Annotated in this window: 17 protein-coding genes; 12 read left to right on the top strand and 5 right to left on the bottom strand. The window is 30.6% G+C overall.

The features are described 5' to 3' along the window. Nucleotides 1–2: 2 nt before the first annotated feature. The 5 genes from DZ64_RS0107975 to DZ64_RS13795 form a co-directional block, all read right to left on the bottom strand. Complete coding sequence (locus DZ64_RS0107975; RefSeq protein WP_024790137.1) at nucleotides 3–965, bottom strand: 6-phosphofructokinase; 963 nt, start codon at nucleotides 963–965, stop codon at nucleotides 3–5. A gap of 9 nt (nucleotides 966–974) precedes the next feature. Next, on the bottom strand, nucleotides 975–1790 hold the full coding sequence (lipA, locus tag DZ64_RS0107970; protein WP_024790136.1) for a lipoyl synthase: 816 nt from the start codon (nucleotides 1788–1790) through the stop codon (nucleotides 975–977). After that, nucleotides 1780–2259, bottom strand: coding sequence for a lipoyl(octanoyl) transferase (locus DZ64_RS0107965; RefSeq protein ID WP_156922635.1), 480 nt, complete (start codon nucleotides 2257–2259; stop codon nucleotides 1780–1782). The genes lipA and DZ64_RS0107965 overlap by 11 nt, the downstream gene beginning before the upstream one ends. 73 nt (nucleotides 2260–2332) lie before the next feature. Further along, nucleotides 2333–2986 (bottom strand): hypothetical protein, encoded by a 654-nt coding sequence (locus tag DZ64_RS13800; RefSeq protein WP_255327523.1) that lies wholly within the window; start codon nucleotides 2984–2986, stop codon nucleotides 2333–2335. Between the two features lie 119 nt (nucleotides 2987–3105). Beyond that, nucleotides 3106–3507: a hypothetical protein gene (locus tag DZ64_RS13795; RefSeq protein WP_201768484.1), complete on the bottom strand. Its 402-nt coding sequence runs from the start codon at nucleotides 3505–3507 to the stop codon at nucleotides 3106–3108. 114 nt (nucleotides 3508–3621) lie between these two features. Between DZ64_RS13795 and glgP the strand changes: the two genes are divergently transcribed. Genes glgP through glgB form a run of 12 tightly spaced genes read left to right on the top strand, consistent with a single transcriptional unit; the run spans nucleotide 3622 to nucleotide 16861 of the window. Further along, nucleotides 3622–5742 (top strand): alpha-glucan family phosphorylase, encoded by a 2121-nt coding sequence (gene glgP / locus DZ64_RS0107955; RefSeq protein ID WP_024790134.1) that lies wholly within the window; start codon nucleotides 3622–3624, stop codon nucleotides 5740–5742. After that, nucleotides 5714–5986 (top strand): isoamylase early set domain-containing protein, encoded by a 273-nt coding sequence (locus DZ64_RS0107950; protein WP_024788013.1) that lies wholly within the window; start codon nucleotides 5714–5716, stop codon nucleotides 5984–5986. The genes glgP and DZ64_RS0107950 overlap by 29 nt, the downstream gene beginning before the upstream one ends. A 16-nt stretch (nucleotides 5987–6002) precedes the next feature. Then, nucleotides 6003–8525 (top strand): sugar phosphate nucleotidyltransferase, encoded by a 2523-nt coding sequence (locus tag DZ64_RS0107945; RefSeq protein WP_024790133.1) that lies wholly within the window; start codon nucleotides 6003–6005, stop codon nucleotides 8523–8525. Then, nucleotides 8513–10279 (top strand): glycoside hydrolase family 57 protein, encoded by a 1767-nt coding sequence (locus DZ64_RS0107940; protein ID WP_024790132.1) that lies wholly within the window; start codon nucleotides 8513–8515, stop codon nucleotides 10277–10279. The genes DZ64_RS0107945 and DZ64_RS0107940 overlap by 13 nt, the downstream gene beginning before the upstream one ends. Continuing rightward, nucleotides 10279–10899: a hypothetical protein gene (locus DZ64_RS11535; RefSeq protein WP_051430018.1), complete on the top strand. Its 621-nt coding sequence runs from the start codon at nucleotides 10279–10281 to the stop codon at nucleotides 10897–10899. Before DZ64_RS0107940 ends, DZ64_RS11535 begins: the two co-directional genes overlap by 1 nt. Further along, nucleotides 10865–11740: an alpha-amylase/4-alpha-glucanotransferase domain-containing protein gene (locus tag DZ64_RS13790; protein WP_162147539.1), complete on the top strand. Its 876-nt coding sequence runs from the start codon at nucleotides 10865–10867 to the stop codon at nucleotides 11738–11740. Before DZ64_RS11535 ends, DZ64_RS13790 begins: the two co-directional genes overlap by 35 nt. 31 nt (nucleotides 11741–11771) lie before the next feature. After that, on the top strand, nucleotides 11772–12014 hold the full coding sequence (locus DZ64_RS13785; RefSeq protein WP_024790131.1) for a DUF1926 domain-containing protein: 243 nt from the start codon (nucleotides 11772–11774) through the stop codon (nucleotides 12012–12014). Then, complete coding sequence (locus tag DZ64_RS0107925; protein WP_162147538.1) at nucleotides 12007–12720, top strand: hypothetical protein; 714 nt, start codon at nucleotides 12007–12009, stop codon at nucleotides 12718–12720. The genes DZ64_RS13785 and DZ64_RS0107925 overlap by 8 nt, the downstream gene beginning before the upstream one ends. Next, nucleotides 12675–12926, top strand: coding sequence for a hypothetical protein (locus DZ64_RS0107920; protein ID WP_024790129.1), 252 nt, complete (start codon nucleotides 12675–12677; stop codon nucleotides 12924–12926). Before DZ64_RS0107925 ends, DZ64_RS0107920 begins: the two co-directional genes overlap by 46 nt. Next, entirely contained in the window at nucleotides 12910–13626 is a 717-nt protein-coding gene (locus DZ64_RS0107915) for an ROK family protein (protein ID WP_024790128.1), read from the top strand. Before DZ64_RS0107920 ends, DZ64_RS0107915 begins: the two co-directional genes overlap by 17 nt. Continuing rightward, nucleotides 13623–15056 carry a glycogen synthase gene (locus tag DZ64_RS0107910; protein ID WP_024790127.1) on the top strand — a complete coding sequence of 478 codons (1434 nt, stop codon included), beginning with the start codon at nucleotides 13623–13625 and terminating at the stop codon, nucleotides 15054–15056. The genes DZ64_RS0107915 and DZ64_RS0107910 overlap by 4 nt, the downstream gene beginning before the upstream one ends. Then, complete coding sequence (glgB, locus tag DZ64_RS0107905; RefSeq protein WP_024790126.1) at nucleotides 15053–16861, top strand: 1,4-alpha-glucan branching protein GlgB; 1809 nt, start codon at nucleotides 15053–15055, stop codon at nucleotides 16859–16861. The genes DZ64_RS0107910 and glgB overlap by 4 nt, the downstream gene beginning before the upstream one ends.

Raw genomic sequence — 16861 nt, 5'->3', positions numbered from 1 at the left:
TTTTATTCCTTCCCCATCAATGGATATGCTATTTTTAGAAGTTTTTTATCAAGTGAATATGTTGAGCTTTCAATTTCTTCTAAATCTCTTAAAATAAATTTGTCATCAAAATATGTAACAATTTTATTTGGGTTGTTTTTTATATTATCAAGTGCGGTTACTACAAATTCAGAGGCTCTTAGTCTTTCAATTACAGTAGGACTTCCACCTCTTTGAATATGTCCTAAAACAGTTAGACGACTTTCAAAACCTATTTCTTTTTCAAACCACTCTTTTATTTTTTCACTTATTTTAAGTCCTTCTGCAATAATCGCTATAAAATAATCTCTTCCGTTTTTTATTTCTTTTAAATATCTTTTTTTAAGATTTTCGAGATTATATTCCTCTTCTGGAATCAAGCACATTTCAGCTCCGTTTGCCACAGCGCTGGTCAGTGCTAAATATCCGCACTCCCTTCCCATTGTTTCTATTACAAAAGCCCTGCTGAATGAACTTGCCGTATCCCTTATATCATCGACGGCGTTTCTTATTATATTTAAAGCAGTATCCACCCCGATGGAGTATTCATTTAAAGGTATGTCGTTGTCAATTGTGGCAGGTATTCCCATAAACGGAACTTTAAATTCGTTATAAAAAATATTTAAAGCCCTGAAACTTCCATCACCCCCCAAAATTACAAGTGCGTCTATATTATGCTTTTTAATATTTTCAAAGGCTTTTTTTCTGTAATTTTTATCATACCATCTAATTGAGCGGGCGGATTTTATAACTGTTCCGCCTCTATATATAATTCCGCTTACATCTTTATATTCAGCTTTTTTTATATCTCCGTCAATCAGTCCTTCAAGACCCTTATAAACAAAATATGGTGTAAAGCCTAATTCATAAGAATATTCAACAAATTTTTTAATGGCATTGTTCATACCGCTGGAATCTCCGCCGCTGCATAAAATTGCTATATTCATTTTTTTCTCTTATAACTTATCTGCATAGTAACTGCTTCTAACTAATTCACCACTTGCAACCGCTTCAAATCCCATTGAGTAAGCCAAATTTTCAAGAATTTTAAATTCTTCATGAGAATAATATTTTTTCACAGGATAATGATGAGGTGAGGGACGAAGATACTGGCCTATTGTAATTTGAGAAACTCCTGCATTTTGTAAATCTATTAATGTTTTTTCAATTTCTTCAAAATCCTCACCAAATCCTACTATTAAAGAAGATTTCGTTATTTTGTATTTTGAATAGAATTCAAGAATTTTTAGAGATAATTCATAAGATGATTTAGGTTTTAGTTTTTTATGGAGTCTTTTTGCTGTTTCTATATTATGAGCTAATTTATCTGCACTTGAAGTAGCTAATAAAGATAAAGCCTCTATATCACCTCTAAAATCAGGCGTTAGGGCTTCTATTTTTGTTTCAGGATTAATTTCTTTTATTTTTTCAATTGTCCTGTGCCAGTGAATACTTCCAAAATTTTCTAAATCATCCCTGTCAACCGATGTTATTACGACATATTTAAGTTTCATTTCTTTTATGGCATTTGCTACTTTTTCAGGCTCAGCTTCATTGATTTTTTGAGGTTTTCCCTTATTAACACCGCAAAATCTGCAGTTTCTGGTGCATACATTTCCCAAAATCATAAAAGTGGCAGTGCCTCTTGCGAAGCATTCGCTTATATTCGGGCATTTTGAAGAGTAGCAGACGGTATTAACGCCGTATTTATCGATAATGTTTTTGGTAGTTGAAATTACCTCTTTGCTTGGGGCTGTTACTTTAGGCTTCATCGAAAACTTCTTTTATTATTTTTTTTAAATCTTTTTTTACTTCTTCAATTGAAATGTCAATTCCTTCATTTTTAAAGGATGTGGCTTTTATTCCTTTTAAATTACAGGGATTTATTTTATTAAAATTTCCTAAATCTGGGTTTATATGAATAGAAACTCCATGATTTGAGCGGCATTTTTCATAATGAAACCCGAGGGACGCTATTTTCCTGTTTTGAATGTAATATCCTGGCTTTTTTTTGTCATAAAAAACGGGTTTGTCAAATTTATTGAAAAATTTGTTTAAAACTGTTCTTATTTCTTTGAAAAACAAAGGGGGGTTGTTTACATTAAAAATGAAATATAGCATTAAAGTCCCTTCGTCAAAATATGTAACGCTGCCGCCTCTTTTAACGGGGGTGGCAAAAGGAAAAAGTTTTGCTTCTTTTTCTCCAACAGTATATACAGGATAATGTGTTGCAAAAAGCAAAAAATTTTCTTTTAAAGAAGTTAACTTTTCCTGTAATAATAAAAACTTATTATATTTTAGTAATCCTAAATCTTTAAAATTTATTTCTGAGAATTTGTTTTCCAAGTTCCACTCCCGGCTGATTGTATGTATTTATTCCAAGCAGGCTTCCTATGGCGCTTGTTAAAATTTCATAATACATTATTAAATTTCCCGTGTTTTTTTCATTTATTTGTGAAATTGTTATTAAATCTATCGGATAATTTTTACTAAGCAGTGCTTCAAGCGTGGAGTCGCATTCTTTGTTTATCAGTTCGTTAAATGTATGGGCGTTTACAAAATCTGTTGCTTCTAAATAAGGCAGATTAATATCAGGAATTGTTAATTTGCTTTGAAAATTTTCTATTTTTACAAATGTAAGTGTTTTTTTGCCCATACCTTCCATCAAAAGCTGTAAGAATGAGTGTTGGTCTATACTTCCTATGTGACCTACCGGCATTATCTCTTTGCCGTCTTTTCCCAAAGATTCGCCAAACAGCTGAACAAACCAATCTTTAAATGAAGAGAGCATATTGGAATAGGCAAACATTACATTTATGGGATATTTTTGATAATTTTGGGCATAAAAGGCGGCTTTTTTGTTTAAATGCCATTCTTTTTTTTGAAAAAATTTTTTCCTGAATTCTTTTGCACCTTCAAGCAGATTTTTTACATTAAGCCCGGCGGCTTTAAGCGGAACAGTCCCCACTGCGCTTAATACGGAAAACCTCCCGCCAACATTATGAGGAATATGAAATGTTTCCAGATTCCATTTCTTTGCGAATTTGTCAAGTGGTGAATTTTCGTCGGTGTATTATTTTTAGGTTTTTAGGCGTTTTTTTTTAAATCTAATTTTTTTATTGTTTCTTTAAATATTGAAATTGTTTCAATTGTTTTGCCAGATTTTGATATTACAAAAAACAGCGGTTTTTTAATCTCTTTTATTTTATCTTCAATATCCACAGGGTCCGGATTTTCAAGAAAAATCATTTTTTTTAGTTTGTCTTTAAATATACTATATATAGCTTTTGCTCCAAGAGAGCTTCCTCCAATACCTATTACAACAACTTCATCAAAATCAACATCAAAATTAATATTAAGAAATTTTTTAGAAGTTTCAGGCAGTCGGTAATATCCTGTTTCTCTGTTTTCAAATTCTTTTAAAATATTATCATACGCTTTTTGCTCCAATTTTTTATTGTCGTAATCAAAAAATAAACTGTAATTCATTGAACACCCCTTTAATCATATATTTTAGAAAAATTATATCACTTATTATAAACTTTGAGTAAATTTTAAGCAAAAATTAAGCAAAACTGAGTTATAATTTCCAAAAGGAAAAAAATGAAAACAAAAAACATATTACTTGAAAATTTTCCTGAGGAACTTATAAATCTTAAAAAAATAGCCCTTAATCTTTGGTGGAGCTGGAATCCGAGGGCAAGGGAATTATTCAGACAAATTGACCCTTATTTGTGGGAAGAGCTTAGTCATAACCCCATTTCCCTTCTCAAGAGGCTTGATGATAACGATTTTAAAGCACTTTTAAACAATCATGAATTTATGAAAGAATATAATCTTGTTTCGGCGCTTTTTAAAGACTATTTGAATACTTCCAAAATTTATACTGATGAAAACACCCTTCCGGTGGCATATTTTTGTGCAGAGTTTGGTCTGCATCATTCTATTCCTATTTACAGCGGAGGCCTCGGTTTTTTGGCCGGCGATATTTTAAAAGAGGCAAGCGATATGAATCTGCCTTTTGTAGGTGTAGGATTTATGTATTCAAACGGTTATTTGAAACAGGTAATAGGAAGCGACGGATGGCAAAACAGTGAAAATCAAAATATCAATAAAGATGAAGCGCCAATTGAAAGGGTTATGGATAAAGACGGGAAACAGCTAATAATCCAGGTCCCTTTTATAGACCCTCCGATTTATACGGCTGTATGGAAAGTAAATGTAGGAAAAGTTGAACTTTATCTTTTGGATACCGATATAGAGCAAAATTCACCGTGGGACAGGGGAATAAGCTCTCATCTTTATACCCCCGATATGAATCAGAGGCTACGTCAGCAAATTGTTTTAGGAATAGGCGGTTATGCCGTTCTTGAAGCACTGGGTATTAAATATTCAATTCTACATCTAAATGAGGGCCATCCCGCATTTGCGCTGTTTGAGAGAATCAGGTATTTTATAAATCAGGGATTTAGTAAAGAAGAAGCCTTGCAAAAAGTAAAACAGACTTCTGTTTTTACGACTCATACGCCTCTTGCTGCTGCAACAGATATATATTCTTTTGAAAATGTGGGCAGTTATTTTAAAGATTATGTAAAAACACTCAATATGGATTTAAATGAATTTTTCTCTTTTGGAATAAATCCGGACAATCCTCACGGATTTAATATGACGATACTTGCCATGAGTTTAAGTAACAATATTAATGCGGTATCAAAAAAACATAAAAATGTAACAGAAAATATCTGGAAAAATTTTTTAACTAAAAAAAACAAAAAAATAGATTATGTAACAAACGGAATACATATTCCCACATGGATAAACTATGATTTGTATAAACATTATGATGAGATAATAGGAAGCTGGCTTGAAATACAGGATGATATAAACTGTTTTGATATGGTTGATGAAATAGATGATAAAAAACTTTGGAAAATGCATCAAAAATATAAAATAGAGATGATTGAATTTATTAATGAAAAAGCCAGAAGTAAGTGGGAAAACGGAGCTGATCCGTTAGTTGTTATTGCCGAGGGGGCATTGCTTGACAGTGATATTTTAACCATTACTTTTGCAAGAAGAATGACAAGCTATAAAAGAGCTGATTTGATATTGAAAGATATTGAAAGGCTTTATTCCATTATTCATAATCCTAAAAAGCCGATTCAAATTATTTTTGCCGGAAAGGCGCATCCTGCCGACACCCCAGGAAAACAGATAATTCAAAGAATTTTTAAAGTTTGTGAAGACCCGAGAAGCAAGGGGAGAATTGCTTTTATTGAAGATTATAATGAAGAAATTGCAAAATATTTACTAAGAGGCAGTGATATCTGGCTTAATAATCCCCTTTTGCCGCTTGAGGCAAGCGGTACAAGCGGAATGAAAGCCGGGATTAATGCAACAGTTCATTTATCTACACTTGACGGATGGTGGCCTGAGGGATACAACGGCAAAAACGGGTTTGTTATAGGGGGTGAGTCAAGCGATGATGTAAAAGATGCCGAAAGTATTTATGAAAATCTGGAAAAAATCGCCGAACTATATTATGACAGAGACGACAACGTATATTCAAAAAAATGGATTCAGATTCAAAAAGAGGCAATAAAATCAATTACACCCAAATTTTCCGCAAGACGTATGATGAAAGATTATTTAAACAAATTTTATTTGCCAATCTCAACAAATTTAAGGAGGGAAAATGATACAGATAAAAAAAAGAAAAAATAAAGCATGGGTCAGTTTTTATTTTAATAATGAAGCAAATGAGGTTTATATAATGGGAAGCTGGAATAAGTGGGAAAAAGAACCTATGAAAAGAAAAAAAGACGGAAGCTTTTATATAAGAAAATCGCTTCCTGTTAATCAGACTTATGAATTTGGATATTTGGCAGACGGAAAATGGCTGAATGACGAAAATTGTGAGAAAATAAATTCACCGTTCGGTTCTGAAAATTCTGTATTGAAATTATGAATTATAAGGAGAAAGAATGAGAGAATATACAGCGGTTATTATGGCGGGGGGTTTTGGTACAAGAATTCAACCTCTAACACATTCAACCCCAAAACCTATGCTGCCGGTAACAAATATTCCCATGATGGAGCATATTTTAGAAAAACTGGTGGATTTTGGGATGAAAGAAGTTGTGATTTTGCTTTATTATAAACCAGAAGTTATAAAAAATTATTTTGGTGACGGGAGTAGATGGGGCGTAAAAATCAATTATGTTTTGCCGGACAGTGATTATGGAACGGCCGGGGCTGTAAAAAAGGCTGAAGAATTTTTAAATAAACCGTTTTTAATTATAAGCGGGGATTTGGTTACGGATTTTGATTTGAAAAAAATATTTGCTTTTCATGAAGAAAAAAATTCAAAATTAACCATTACATTAACTACGGTAAATAATCCTTTGCAGTTTGGAATTGTAATAGTAAATGAAGATGGGGAGATTGAACAGTTTTTAGAAAAACCGAGCTGGGGAGAAGTTTTTAGTGATACAATCAATACTGGTATTTATATAATAGAACCTGAAATACTTGATTATATCCCTAAAAACACCCCTTTTGATTTTTCAAAAGATTTGTTTCCAAAACTCATGAATGAAGGAATAAAACTCTATGGATATACCGCGCAAGGTTATTGGAGGGATGTTGGGAATCCGGATTCATACAGAGATGTTCATATAGATATTTTTAACGGTAAAGTCAAATATAATTATCCTGGGCGCAGAATAAGATATCTTGATGGAATTTTGCATTTAATGGGTGAAGCTAAAATCGATAAAAGCGTAGAAATTGTAGGAGAAGTGGTGCTTGACGACGGGGTTGTTTTGGAAAAAGGAGTAAAACTTCAAAACTGCTCAATCGGTAAAAATACCAAAATAGGGATGAATTCCAAAATCAGGGATTCAATTGTTTGGGAAAATGTAACTATAGGTGAAAACTGTGTATTTGATTACAGTGTAATTTGTAAAAATACAATTATTGAAAACGATGTTATTGCTAAAAACGGATGTGTAATTGCTGAGAATGTAAAGGTTGGAAAATTAACAAGAATTGAAAAAGATGTGACGATATGGCCTGATAAAGAAATAGAACCCGCCTCTATTGTAACAAGCAATGTGGTTTTTGGGACCAAACTTAAAAATGCAATTTTTGAAAACGGAATTGCAAGCGGAAAAGTAAATACGGAAATAAGCTGTGATATGGCCTGCAGACTCGGAGAAGCGTTCGGCTCACTTTTTCCAAAAGGCGCTAAAATAATGGTGGGAAGAGATGAAACAAGAAATGCGAGAATGCTGAAAAGAGCGTTTGTGGGAGGGCTTCTTTCAACCGGAATCGATGTGATTGATTTAAAAGCCCTTCCGCCGACTGTTCTCAGATTTAATGTCAATGCTAACGATGAAATAGCAGGAGGTGCGTATTTCAGACTTGCTTTAAGCTCTCCTGGTGATATAGAAATTATTCTTTATAATGAATTTGGTCTTAGAATTAATTCCAGTATATCAAAAGCATTGGAGAAAAATTATTTTAATGAAAAATTCAGAAGGGTTGAATTCAGTGATGTAGGAATGATTCATGATTTTGATGTAAATATTTTTGAATATTGCAATAATTATGAAAATAAAATAAAAGAAATAATTGATCACCAGATAATCAAAGATAATGAGTTTAAAATCGTAATAGATTTAATGTTTGGAATAACAAAAGAAGTGTTTCCAAAATTATTGAATGAAATGAAAATAGAAAATATTATTTTAAATGCATATTCCGATGAAAACAGACTTTTAAATATTTATAATTATAAAGACAGGGCAAAAAAAGAAATAAGTAAAATTGTTACTTCACTTAAATTTGATATGGGTGCAATAATTTTCCCTCATGGCCAAAGACTTAACTTAATTACTGAAAAAGGAGAAGTGCTTGATAAAATAAAAGCATTAATTGCAGTTCTTAATTTACTCAATATTGATGCAAAAGCCGGGGATAAAAAATATAAAGTGTTTTTGCCTATGTGGGCCCCTGATTATATGGATGAAAATTTTAAATATTTAGAGATTTACAGGGGCAGATATTCAAACTTTGATTATAAAAAATTAAAAGAATATAATTTGATAGCAACAATTGACGGAAATTTTGCATTTACAGAATTTGCCCCTCACAGGGATGCTATGTTCAGTCTTTTAAAAATAATGGAACTTTTAACAAGACATGACTTAAAACTTGGTGAGATTACCGGTATTGAAACAAATTTCTATTATAAAAAAGAGAAAATAGAATGCCCTCAGTTTAAAAAAGGCAAAGTGATGAAAGAGTTTTTAAAAGTTGCCAAAAATAAAAAATATAAAAAAAACGGAGGAATTAAAGTTTATGAAGAAGATAATAACTGGGTCCTTTTGATTCCTGATGAAACAAGCGAACATATAAATATTTATATTCAGGCTGAAAATTCTGAAATAGGGGAAAAAATGTTTGAACATTATAAAGGTCTGATAAATAAATGGATAGCATAAGCATTCTTTGGCATATGCACCAGCCCTTTTATTATTATAAAAATAAAATTTACCTTCCTTGGGTTTTTTTGCATGCTATAAAAGATTATTACGATATGGCTAATATTGCCGGCAAATACAATGTAAATGTAACTTTTAATCTTACACCTTCACTTTTAGTTCAGTTAGATGAGATTAATGAAAGTAAAGATTATTTTATTTCTCTTTTGCTTAAAAGAAATTTGCAAGATTATGAAAAAAACTTTATTTTAAATATTATAAAAAGTGTTTATGTTGATACAATGGTAAAACCTTATAAAAGATTTTATGAGCTTTTTAATAAAAAAGATTTGAGTGATAGCGAATTTAATGATTTGCAGGTGTTTTATCTTTTATCATGGTGTGGGGAAGAGCTTAAAAGCAGAAAATTTATTCAAAATTATCTAAATAAAGAGAAATTTACTTTTGAAGAAAAAGAAGAACTTATTTTTTATCTTTTAGAATTTGTAAAAAAAATTATTCCTTTATATAAATCTTTGCAAGAGAAAGGGAAAATTCAAATTACTACAACACCTTTTTCACATCCAATTTTGCCTCTTTTATTTGATATGGAAAATGCAAAAAAAGCAAATCCAGATATAGTTTTGCCAAAAATATATTTTTCTCTCAAAGATGACGCTATTTTGCATATTAAAAAAGCAAAAGAGGTTTATAAAAATTTTTTTGGGTTTTTTCCAAAAGCATTTTGGCCGGCTGAGGGGTCTATAAGTGAAGAGGTTATAAAAGCTTTTAAGGAAGAGGGGGTTGAAATAACTTTCAGCGGTGATGACGTTTTAAAAAAAGTAGCTGATGATATTTATACCCCTTATGAATTTAATGGTATAAAACTTTTTTTTAGAGACAGATATTTAAGCGATTTGATAGGGTTTAATTATAAATATTTTGAAGTTGATGATGCCATTACTCATTTCAAAAGAGAAATAGAAAGCAGAAGTGGGAATAAAACTATTATTTTAGACGGTGAAAATGCATGGGAATATTACAAAAAACCGTATGAATTTTTGCATAAGTTTTATCAAATGCTTGAAAGTATTAATACAAAATTTTTTGATGAGGTAGATGGAGTTAAGAAACTTAATAAAATCATTCCCGGAAGTTGGATAAATGGAGATTTTAATACATGGGTTGGGGATGAAGAGAAAAATAGGGCTTGGGAGATGCTTTTTTTATCAAAAAAAGAAATTCCTGAAGATGAGAATTATTTATATGCCGAAGGGAGCGACTGGTTCTGGTGGTATGGGAAAGGGCATACATCTATTCAAAATGAAATTTATGATGAAATATTCAGAAATTATCTAATTGATATTTTTAAAAAACACAACAGGGAGATTCCCGCATATCTGCTTATTAAAAATTTCAATAAAAAACAGTATTTTAAACCCCAAAAGTTTTTATTAACTCCAAAAATAGATGGAAAAACCGATTTTTTTGAATGGGTTGGAAGCGGGGAGATTGAGGAAAATTTTGGCGCTTTGGCTTCAAATTTGCCTAAAATATATTATGGAATAGATGAAAATAATCTTTATCTGAGAATTGATGATACCAAATATGTTTTTGAAGGATTTAAAAATATAAAAGGAAAAATTATTGAAGCGGTTGGTGAAAAAAAAGAATTTTTAAAATTTATTTTAAAAAGTAAAAATTTTGAAATGATTCTTCCAAGTGAAATAATAAAACTTGATATAAATGAAATTTACAAAAACTGGTTTGTATAATGCTTTTTGGGGTACATTTACATCAGCCGGTTGATAATTTTGATAATGTTATAGAAAAAGCTGTAAATGAATGTTATGGCCCTTTTTTTGAGCTTCTTAGCAGATATCCCGAATTTAAATTTTCTTTTCATTCAAGCGGCTGGATTTTTGAAAAAATCAAAAATAATTATTCAGATGTATTTGAAAATATAAAAAAATGCAATATTGAATTTTTTACAGGCGGATTTTATGAGCCGATTTTAGTTTCAATTCCAAGTGAAGATAGAATTTATCAGATTCATAAATTGAATATATTTTTAAAAGAAAATTTTAATGCCACTCCTTCAGGACTTTGGTTAACTGAAAGGGTTTGGGATGATGAAATAGTGAGTGAACTTAAAAAATGCGGTATTGAATATGCAATTGTTGATGATTATCACTTTAAAGCCAGCGGATATAAAGAAATAAATGGATATTATTTAACAGGTATGTTTGAAAAACTTGCACTTTTTCCTATTTCAAAAGAACTCCGTTATGCAATGCCTTTTAAAGAGGTGAATGAAGCAGTTAATTTACTTAAAAATAATCTTGTAATGTTTGATGATATTGAAAAATTTGGTCTTTGGCCTTGGGACACATGAACTCGTTTACAGAAAAGGCTGGTTAAAAGAATTTATTGAAAAAACAATTGATGAGTCTTTGCATTTTAGCGAGTTTTATAAAAAAAATAAACCTATTGCCTATGCTTTTATTGAAAACCTATCATATGAAGAAATGAGTGAATGGGCATTAGATGCTGATGATATAATCGAGCTTAAAAACGAAAAAAAAGAGTGTCGTTTTGCAAAAGGGAGTATCTGGAAGAGATTTTTTTATAAATATAAAGAGAGCAATTATCTGCATAAAAGGATGCTTTGTGCAAATAAAAATGAGAGTTATTACAAGCTTCAGACAAACGATGTTTACTGGCACGGGATTTTTGGTGGAATTTATTTACCAAATCTAAGGGATAATGCTTATAGGTATTTAATAGAGTGCGATAATTTAGAAGATGAATTTAAAGATATAGATTTTGATGGAAATAAAGAGATAAAAAGAGTATTTGAAAATTCAATTTTTGCTTTTAATAATAAAGGTGAATTAATTGAATTTGATGATAGGAAAAATAAATTTAATTTTTTAAATACCATAAAAAGATATAAAGAGTTTTATCATCTAACAGATGAAGAAAAAAAAGATGATAATAAAAAAGTAAAAACAATTCATGAAATGGAAATTAAAAGACCTGAAAATATATATTTTGATGATTATTTCAGGTATTCTTTTATACTTAGAAAAAAAGAAGATGTAAATTTAGAGCAACTTATAAAAAACGAAATCCCATATTTAGAGTTAGAATATTATGTTAAGTTGGAAGACAACAATTTGTTTTTTATAATGAGAACACCCATATATAAGCAAAAAGTTTATTATTTCCGATAAAAAAATAGAATATGAAATTGAGGGGGAATGTATGCTCGAATTTAACTTTCATTTTGCCTCATATGGTATAAAAGAAGGAGAATTTGAAGGGAATGAATTTATTTATTTTGATGAATATGCAAAAAGAAATATAATAATAAAATTTAATAAATCAAAATATTTTGTTTATTTAATTAAAACTTATAATTTAACAGAAAATGGACTTAAAAAAACTGTGCAGGGTGTCAGTATTGTAATAGAAAATCCAGGTAAAGGGGAGATTGGTTTTGAATAGTTTAAGGTATGATTTGTTAAGGGATGAATATGTAATAATTGCTCCAAACAGGTTGCATAGGCCGGATATGGTATATGAAATAAATACAAAATATCCAAAAATCTGCCCGTTTTGTTCTGGTAATGAAGATATGAGCGAAAAGGATATTTTAAAATTTAGTAAAAATAATAAATGGGTTTTAAGGGTTGTGCCGAATAAATTCAGAAGCTTAGCAATTGAAAATCCGTATTATTTTAAAGAATATGAAGCCGGAAGCTATGGAGCTCATGAAATTATTATAGATACTAATAGGCATATTAAATTTTTTGAATTTGAAAAAGAAGAATTTATAAATTTATTTAAAGCAATAAAAGTTAGATATGTTGATTTAAAAAACGATAAAAAGCTAAAATATTTTACCTGTTTTAAAAATGAGGGAATTAAAGCAGGAGCTACTCAGCCTCATCCTCATACACAAATCTTAGCACTTCCACTTATTCCAATTAATAAAATAAATGAAATTGAAAGATATAAAAGATTTTTTGAAGAAAACGGAAAAACTATATTTGAAAGGTATTTGGAAATTGAAAATTTGGTAATTTTTGAAAATGATGAATTTACGGCAATATTACCAAAGGCAAGTAAATTTGCTTTTGAAATTAGAATTATAAAAAAAGAGGGATGGATTTTAATGAAGAGAAACTCTCAGAAGTTTATGAATATTTAAAAGTTATGCCAAAAATTATAGGAGAATTTGATTTCAATATAGTTTTTCATTTTCCACCTTTGCGAGAGGGTGGCGAGTGGTTTAATTTTAATATTGAGATACTTCCAAGACTTTTTAATATAGCAGGAGGGGAGTTAAGTGGGATTTATACAAATGTTGTGGCACCTGAAATTGCAAAAAAGGCTTTTGATGATTTTGGCAATTGATATAGGAGGGACATTTTTTAGGTATAAGTTTGGAGAAATTTTTGAGGTTAAAAATACAAAAGAGATTGATGTTTTAAAAGAGATTTTAAATTTAATTGAAAAATATAAACCTTCAAAACTTGGAATTTCTTTTGCAGGACAGGTAGATAATGGTAAAATCCTCTCATCTCCAAATATTGATATAAAAAGCATTGATTTAAAAGAATATATAAAAATTCCTTTTATTTTAGAAAATGATTTAAACTGTGCTGCAGTTGCTGAGAGTAGATATTGGAAAAGTAAATTTTTAGTTGCACTTTATTCAGGCACTGGGCTTGGGGCTGGAATAATTGAAAATGGCAAATTAGTCAGAGGATATATGAATTTAGCAGGAGAAATTGGACATATCCCATATAAAAAAACAGATCTTTTATGCGGATGCGGGAAGAATGACTGCTTGGAATTTTATGCAAGTTCTAAAATTGAAAAAATAGGTGGAAGTATTGAAGAATATAAAGAAGCTTTAAATAAAGCGGTGGGTATAGTTGCAAGTTTATTTAATCCGGAAATTATTGTTTTAGGAGGAGGATATTATTTGCATCATAAATTTGAAATAGATAAAAAATATATTCCAAATTTTGATAAAGTTGAAATAAAAACTACAAAATTAAAAGATGCTTCGTTAATTGGAGCAGAATTTTTAGCAAAGGAAGAGTTATGAATATAATGTTTGCAAGCTCTGAAGTGACACCATTTGCCAAAACAGGTGGTTTAGCAGATGTAAGTGCTGCTTTACCTAAGGCTTTAAGTAAGTTAGGGCATAATGTAAAAATAGTAATGCCAAGATATTATAGTATAAACCCAGCAAATTTAGAAAAACTTCCATTTAATATAGGAGTGCCGGTTGGAGGTCTTGGAACACTTTGGGCTGGGGTTTATAAAAGTTATTTGCCAAATACAAATGTGGAAGTTTATTTTATAGATTATGAGAAGTTTTTTGGAAGAAGCAGAATTTATGCAGATGAAAGTGGATATTCATATCTTGATAATGATAAAAGATTTATATTTTTTAGTATAGCTGTATTTGAACTTGCACTTGCTATTAAATTTGATGTTGATATTTTTCATTTTAACGACTGGCAAACAGCAAGTGGAACAGCTTTACTTAAATATAGATACAACTGGCTTTTTCCAAAAAGTAAAAGCGTTTTAACAATTCATAATCTTGAACATCAGGGGATTTTTGGCAAAGAAGCGTTTAATTACCTGATGATAGACTGGGAACATTTTAATTTGTATGAATTTGAAGCAATGGGTCTAACAAATTTATTAAAAGGAGGAATTGCAGCGGCCGATAAAATAACAACAGTTTCACCTACATATGCAAAAGAAATACAAACTCCTGAATTTGGTTTTGGTTTGCATGACCATATAAAGGCGCATTCTCATAAACTTGTAGGTATTTTAAACGGGGTTGATTATGATGAATGGAATCCAAAAACTGATAAATTAATTCCATTTAATTATGATGTTGAAAATATTGAAGTCAAGAAAAAAAATAAACTAGCTCTTCAAGAGAGAATGGGTTTAGAAAAAAGCGAAAAAAAGTGCTTAATAGGCTTAGTAAGCCGCTTTGCAAAACAAAAAGGAATAGAACTTATTGCACAAGCTATGGAGGGGCTTTTAGGATTGAGTGCAGATTTTGTTTTCCTTGGAAGTGGTGAGAAATGGGCTGAGGGATTTTTTAGCGATGTAAGCGCAAAATATCCAAATTTCAGGGTTTGGGTTGGATACAATAATGAACTTGCACATTTAATTGAAGCTGGGAGCGATTTGTTTTTAATGCCAAGTTTGTTTGAGCCTTGCGGACTTAATCAGATGTATTCTCTGCGTTATGGAACGCCCCCTATTGTAAGGGCTGTAGGTGGACTTAATGACACGGTTGAAAATTATAATCCTTTTACAAAAGAAGGTGATGGATTTAAATTTTGGGAGCCTTCAAAAGATGCTTTATACAATACTGTAAAATGGGCGGTTGATACTTATTACAGCGATGATTATAAAATTATTCAAAAAAGAGGAATGAAAAAAAGATTTTCTTGGGAGAGAAGTGCAAAAGAGTATGAAAAAATTTATAAAGAGGTATTATGAAAGAGCTTGATTTATATCTATTTAAAGAAGGAACACATAGATATCTTTATAAACATTTAGGAAATTTTATAAAGGAAAACGGAGTATTTTTTAGAGTTTGGGCTCCGCATGCCAAAAGTGTAAGTGTAATGGGAGATTTTAATAATTGGGATAAATTTGCTAATCCTTTGGTTAGAAACGGAGAATTTTGGGAAGGATTTATTGAAGGTGCAAAAAAAGGCGATAAATATAAATATTTTATAATAGGAGCTTATAATCAGCAATTAGAAAAAATAGACCCATTTGCTAAATATTTTGAAAAACCTCCAAAATCTGCAAGTATCATCTGGGAAGATAATTATAAATTTAATGATGAAAAATGGCTTAAAAAAAGAAATCAAAATTTTGATAAACCTTTTAGTATTTATGAAGTTCATCTAGGAAGCTGGAATAAAGAGTATGATAATTATGTAGATTTGGCAAATGCATTAAGCAAATATGTAAAAGAGATGGGCTATACTCATATTGAACTGATGCCAATAACTGAATATCCATTTGACGGGTCATGGGGTTATCAGGCTATCGGATATTTCGCACCTACCGCAAGACACGGCAGGCCTGATGAATTTAAAAAATTTGTGGATATTATGCATCAAAATGATATAGGTGTAATACTTGACTGGGTGCCAAGCCATTTTGCAGTTGATGGACATGGGCTTATTACATATGATGGAACTGCTTTATATGAACATCCATCGCCTCTTAAAGGTTATCATCCTGAATGGAAAAGCCATATTTTTGATTATGAAAAAGGGGAAGTTCGCTCTTTTTTAATAAGCTCAGCCATTTATTGGCTAAAAGAATTTCATATAGATGCTATTAGGGTTGATGCGGTTGCTTCAATGATATATCTTGATTATGCAAGGGATGAATGGATACCAAACAAATACGGCGGAAATGAAAATCTTGATGCAATACATTTTTTAAAAACCCTTAATAAATCATGTTATGAAGAAGTGCCAGGAATTACAATGATAGCAGAAGAATCAACAGCATTTCCTGCCGTTACAAAACCAGATGGGCTTGGTTTTGGATATAAATGGAATATGGGCTGGATGAATGATACTCTTAAATATTTTGAATATGAACCAATTTATAGGCAATATCATCATCACGAGCTTACTTTTTCTTTTGTTTATATGCATAGCGAAAATTACATATTGCCTCTTTCTCATGATGAAGTAGTGCACGGAAAAAAATCGCTTATCGGTAAAATGCCAGGAAGTTATGAAGAAAAATTTGCAAATTTAAGAGCACTTTTTGCATATATGTATGCACATCCCGGTAAAAAACTTCTTTTTATGGGCGGAGAAATTGCTCAATTTAAAGAGTGGGCTTATAAAGAAAGCATAGAGTGGTTTTTACTTAAATATGAAAAACATAAAGGCATTCAAAATTTAATAAAAGAGCTTAATAAAATTTACAAAAATGAAGAGGCTTTATGGCTTGATTGTAACCCATATGGGTTTGAGTGGATAAACGAACTTGATTATCAAAGAAATGTAATTTCATTTATCAGAAAAAATAAAAATGAACAGATGATAATAGTATGTAATTTCTCAGGCGCAAAATATGAAAATTATATAATAGGTGCTCCTAATGGGGAATATAAAGAAATTTTAAATTCAAATAGCAAAAAATTTGGCGGATGGATAGAAGATAAAGAAAGAATTTATAAAACTTTTAGTAAAGAGTGTTGTGGCAGAGAATATTCAATTGAGCTGGATTTAGAGCCATTTAATATAATCTATTTAAAGAAACAATGA

This window comes from Lebetimonas sp. JH292, assembly GCF_000523275.1.
GTDB lineage: Bacteria > Campylobacterota > Campylobacteria > Campylobacterales > Nautiliaceae > Lebetimonas.
This window is presented reverse-complemented; position numbering and strand designations above follow the sequence as displayed.

What these genes read in the sequence shown, in the direction of transcription:
- glgB (WP_024790126.1), top strand. Translation starts at nt 15,053, where the DNA reads ATGAAAGAGCTTGATTTATATCTATTTAAAGAAGGAACACATAGATAT.
- glgP (WP_024790134.1), top strand. Translation starts at nt 3,622, where the DNA reads ATGAAAACAAAAAACATATTACTTGAAAATTTTCCTGAGGAACTTATA.
- DZ64_RS0107945 (WP_024790133.1), top strand. Translation starts at nt 6,003, where the DNA reads ATGAGAGAATATACAGCGGTTATTATGGCGGGGGGTTTTGGTACAAGA.
- DZ64_RS0107915 (WP_024790128.1), top strand. Translation starts at nt 12,910, where the DNA reads ATGATTTTGGCAATTGATATAGGAGGGACATTTTTTAGGTATAAGTTT.
- DZ64_RS11535 (WP_051430018.1), top strand. Translation starts at nt 10,279, where the DNA reads ATGCTTTTTGGGGTACATTTACATCAGCCGGTTGATAATTTTGATAAT.
- DZ64_RS0107975 (WP_024790137.1), bottom strand. Translation starts at nt 965, where the DNA reads ATGAATATAGCAATTTTATGCAGCGGCGGAGATTCCAGCGGTATGAAC.
- DZ64_RS0107940 (WP_024790132.1), top strand. Translation starts at nt 8,513, where the DNA reads ATGGATAGCATAAGCATTCTTTGGCATATGCACCAGCCCTTTTATTAT.
- DZ64_RS0107920 (WP_024790129.1), top strand. Translation starts at nt 12,675, where the DNA reads ATGGATTTTAATGAAGAGAAACTCTCAGAAGTTTATGAATATTTAAAA.
- DZ64_RS13785 (WP_024790131.1), top strand. Translation starts at nt 11,772, where the DNA reads ATGCTCGAATTTAACTTTCATTTTGCCTCATATGGTATAAAAGAAGGA.
- lipA (WP_024790136.1), bottom strand. Translation starts at nt 1,790, where the DNA reads ATGAAGCCTAAAGTAACAGCCCCAAGCAAAGAGGTAATTTCAACTACC.
- DZ64_RS0107950 (WP_024788013.1), top strand. Translation starts at nt 5,714, where the DNA reads ATGATACAGATAAAAAAAAGAAAAAATAAAGCATGGGTCAGTTTTTAT.
- DZ64_RS0107910 (WP_024790127.1), top strand. Translation starts at nt 13,623, where the DNA reads ATGAATATAATGTTTGCAAGCTCTGAAGTGACACCATTTGCCAAAACA.
- DZ64_RS13795 (WP_201768484.1), bottom strand. Translation starts at nt 3,507, where the DNA reads ATGAATTACAGTTTATTTTTTGATTACGACAATAAAAAATTGGAGCAA.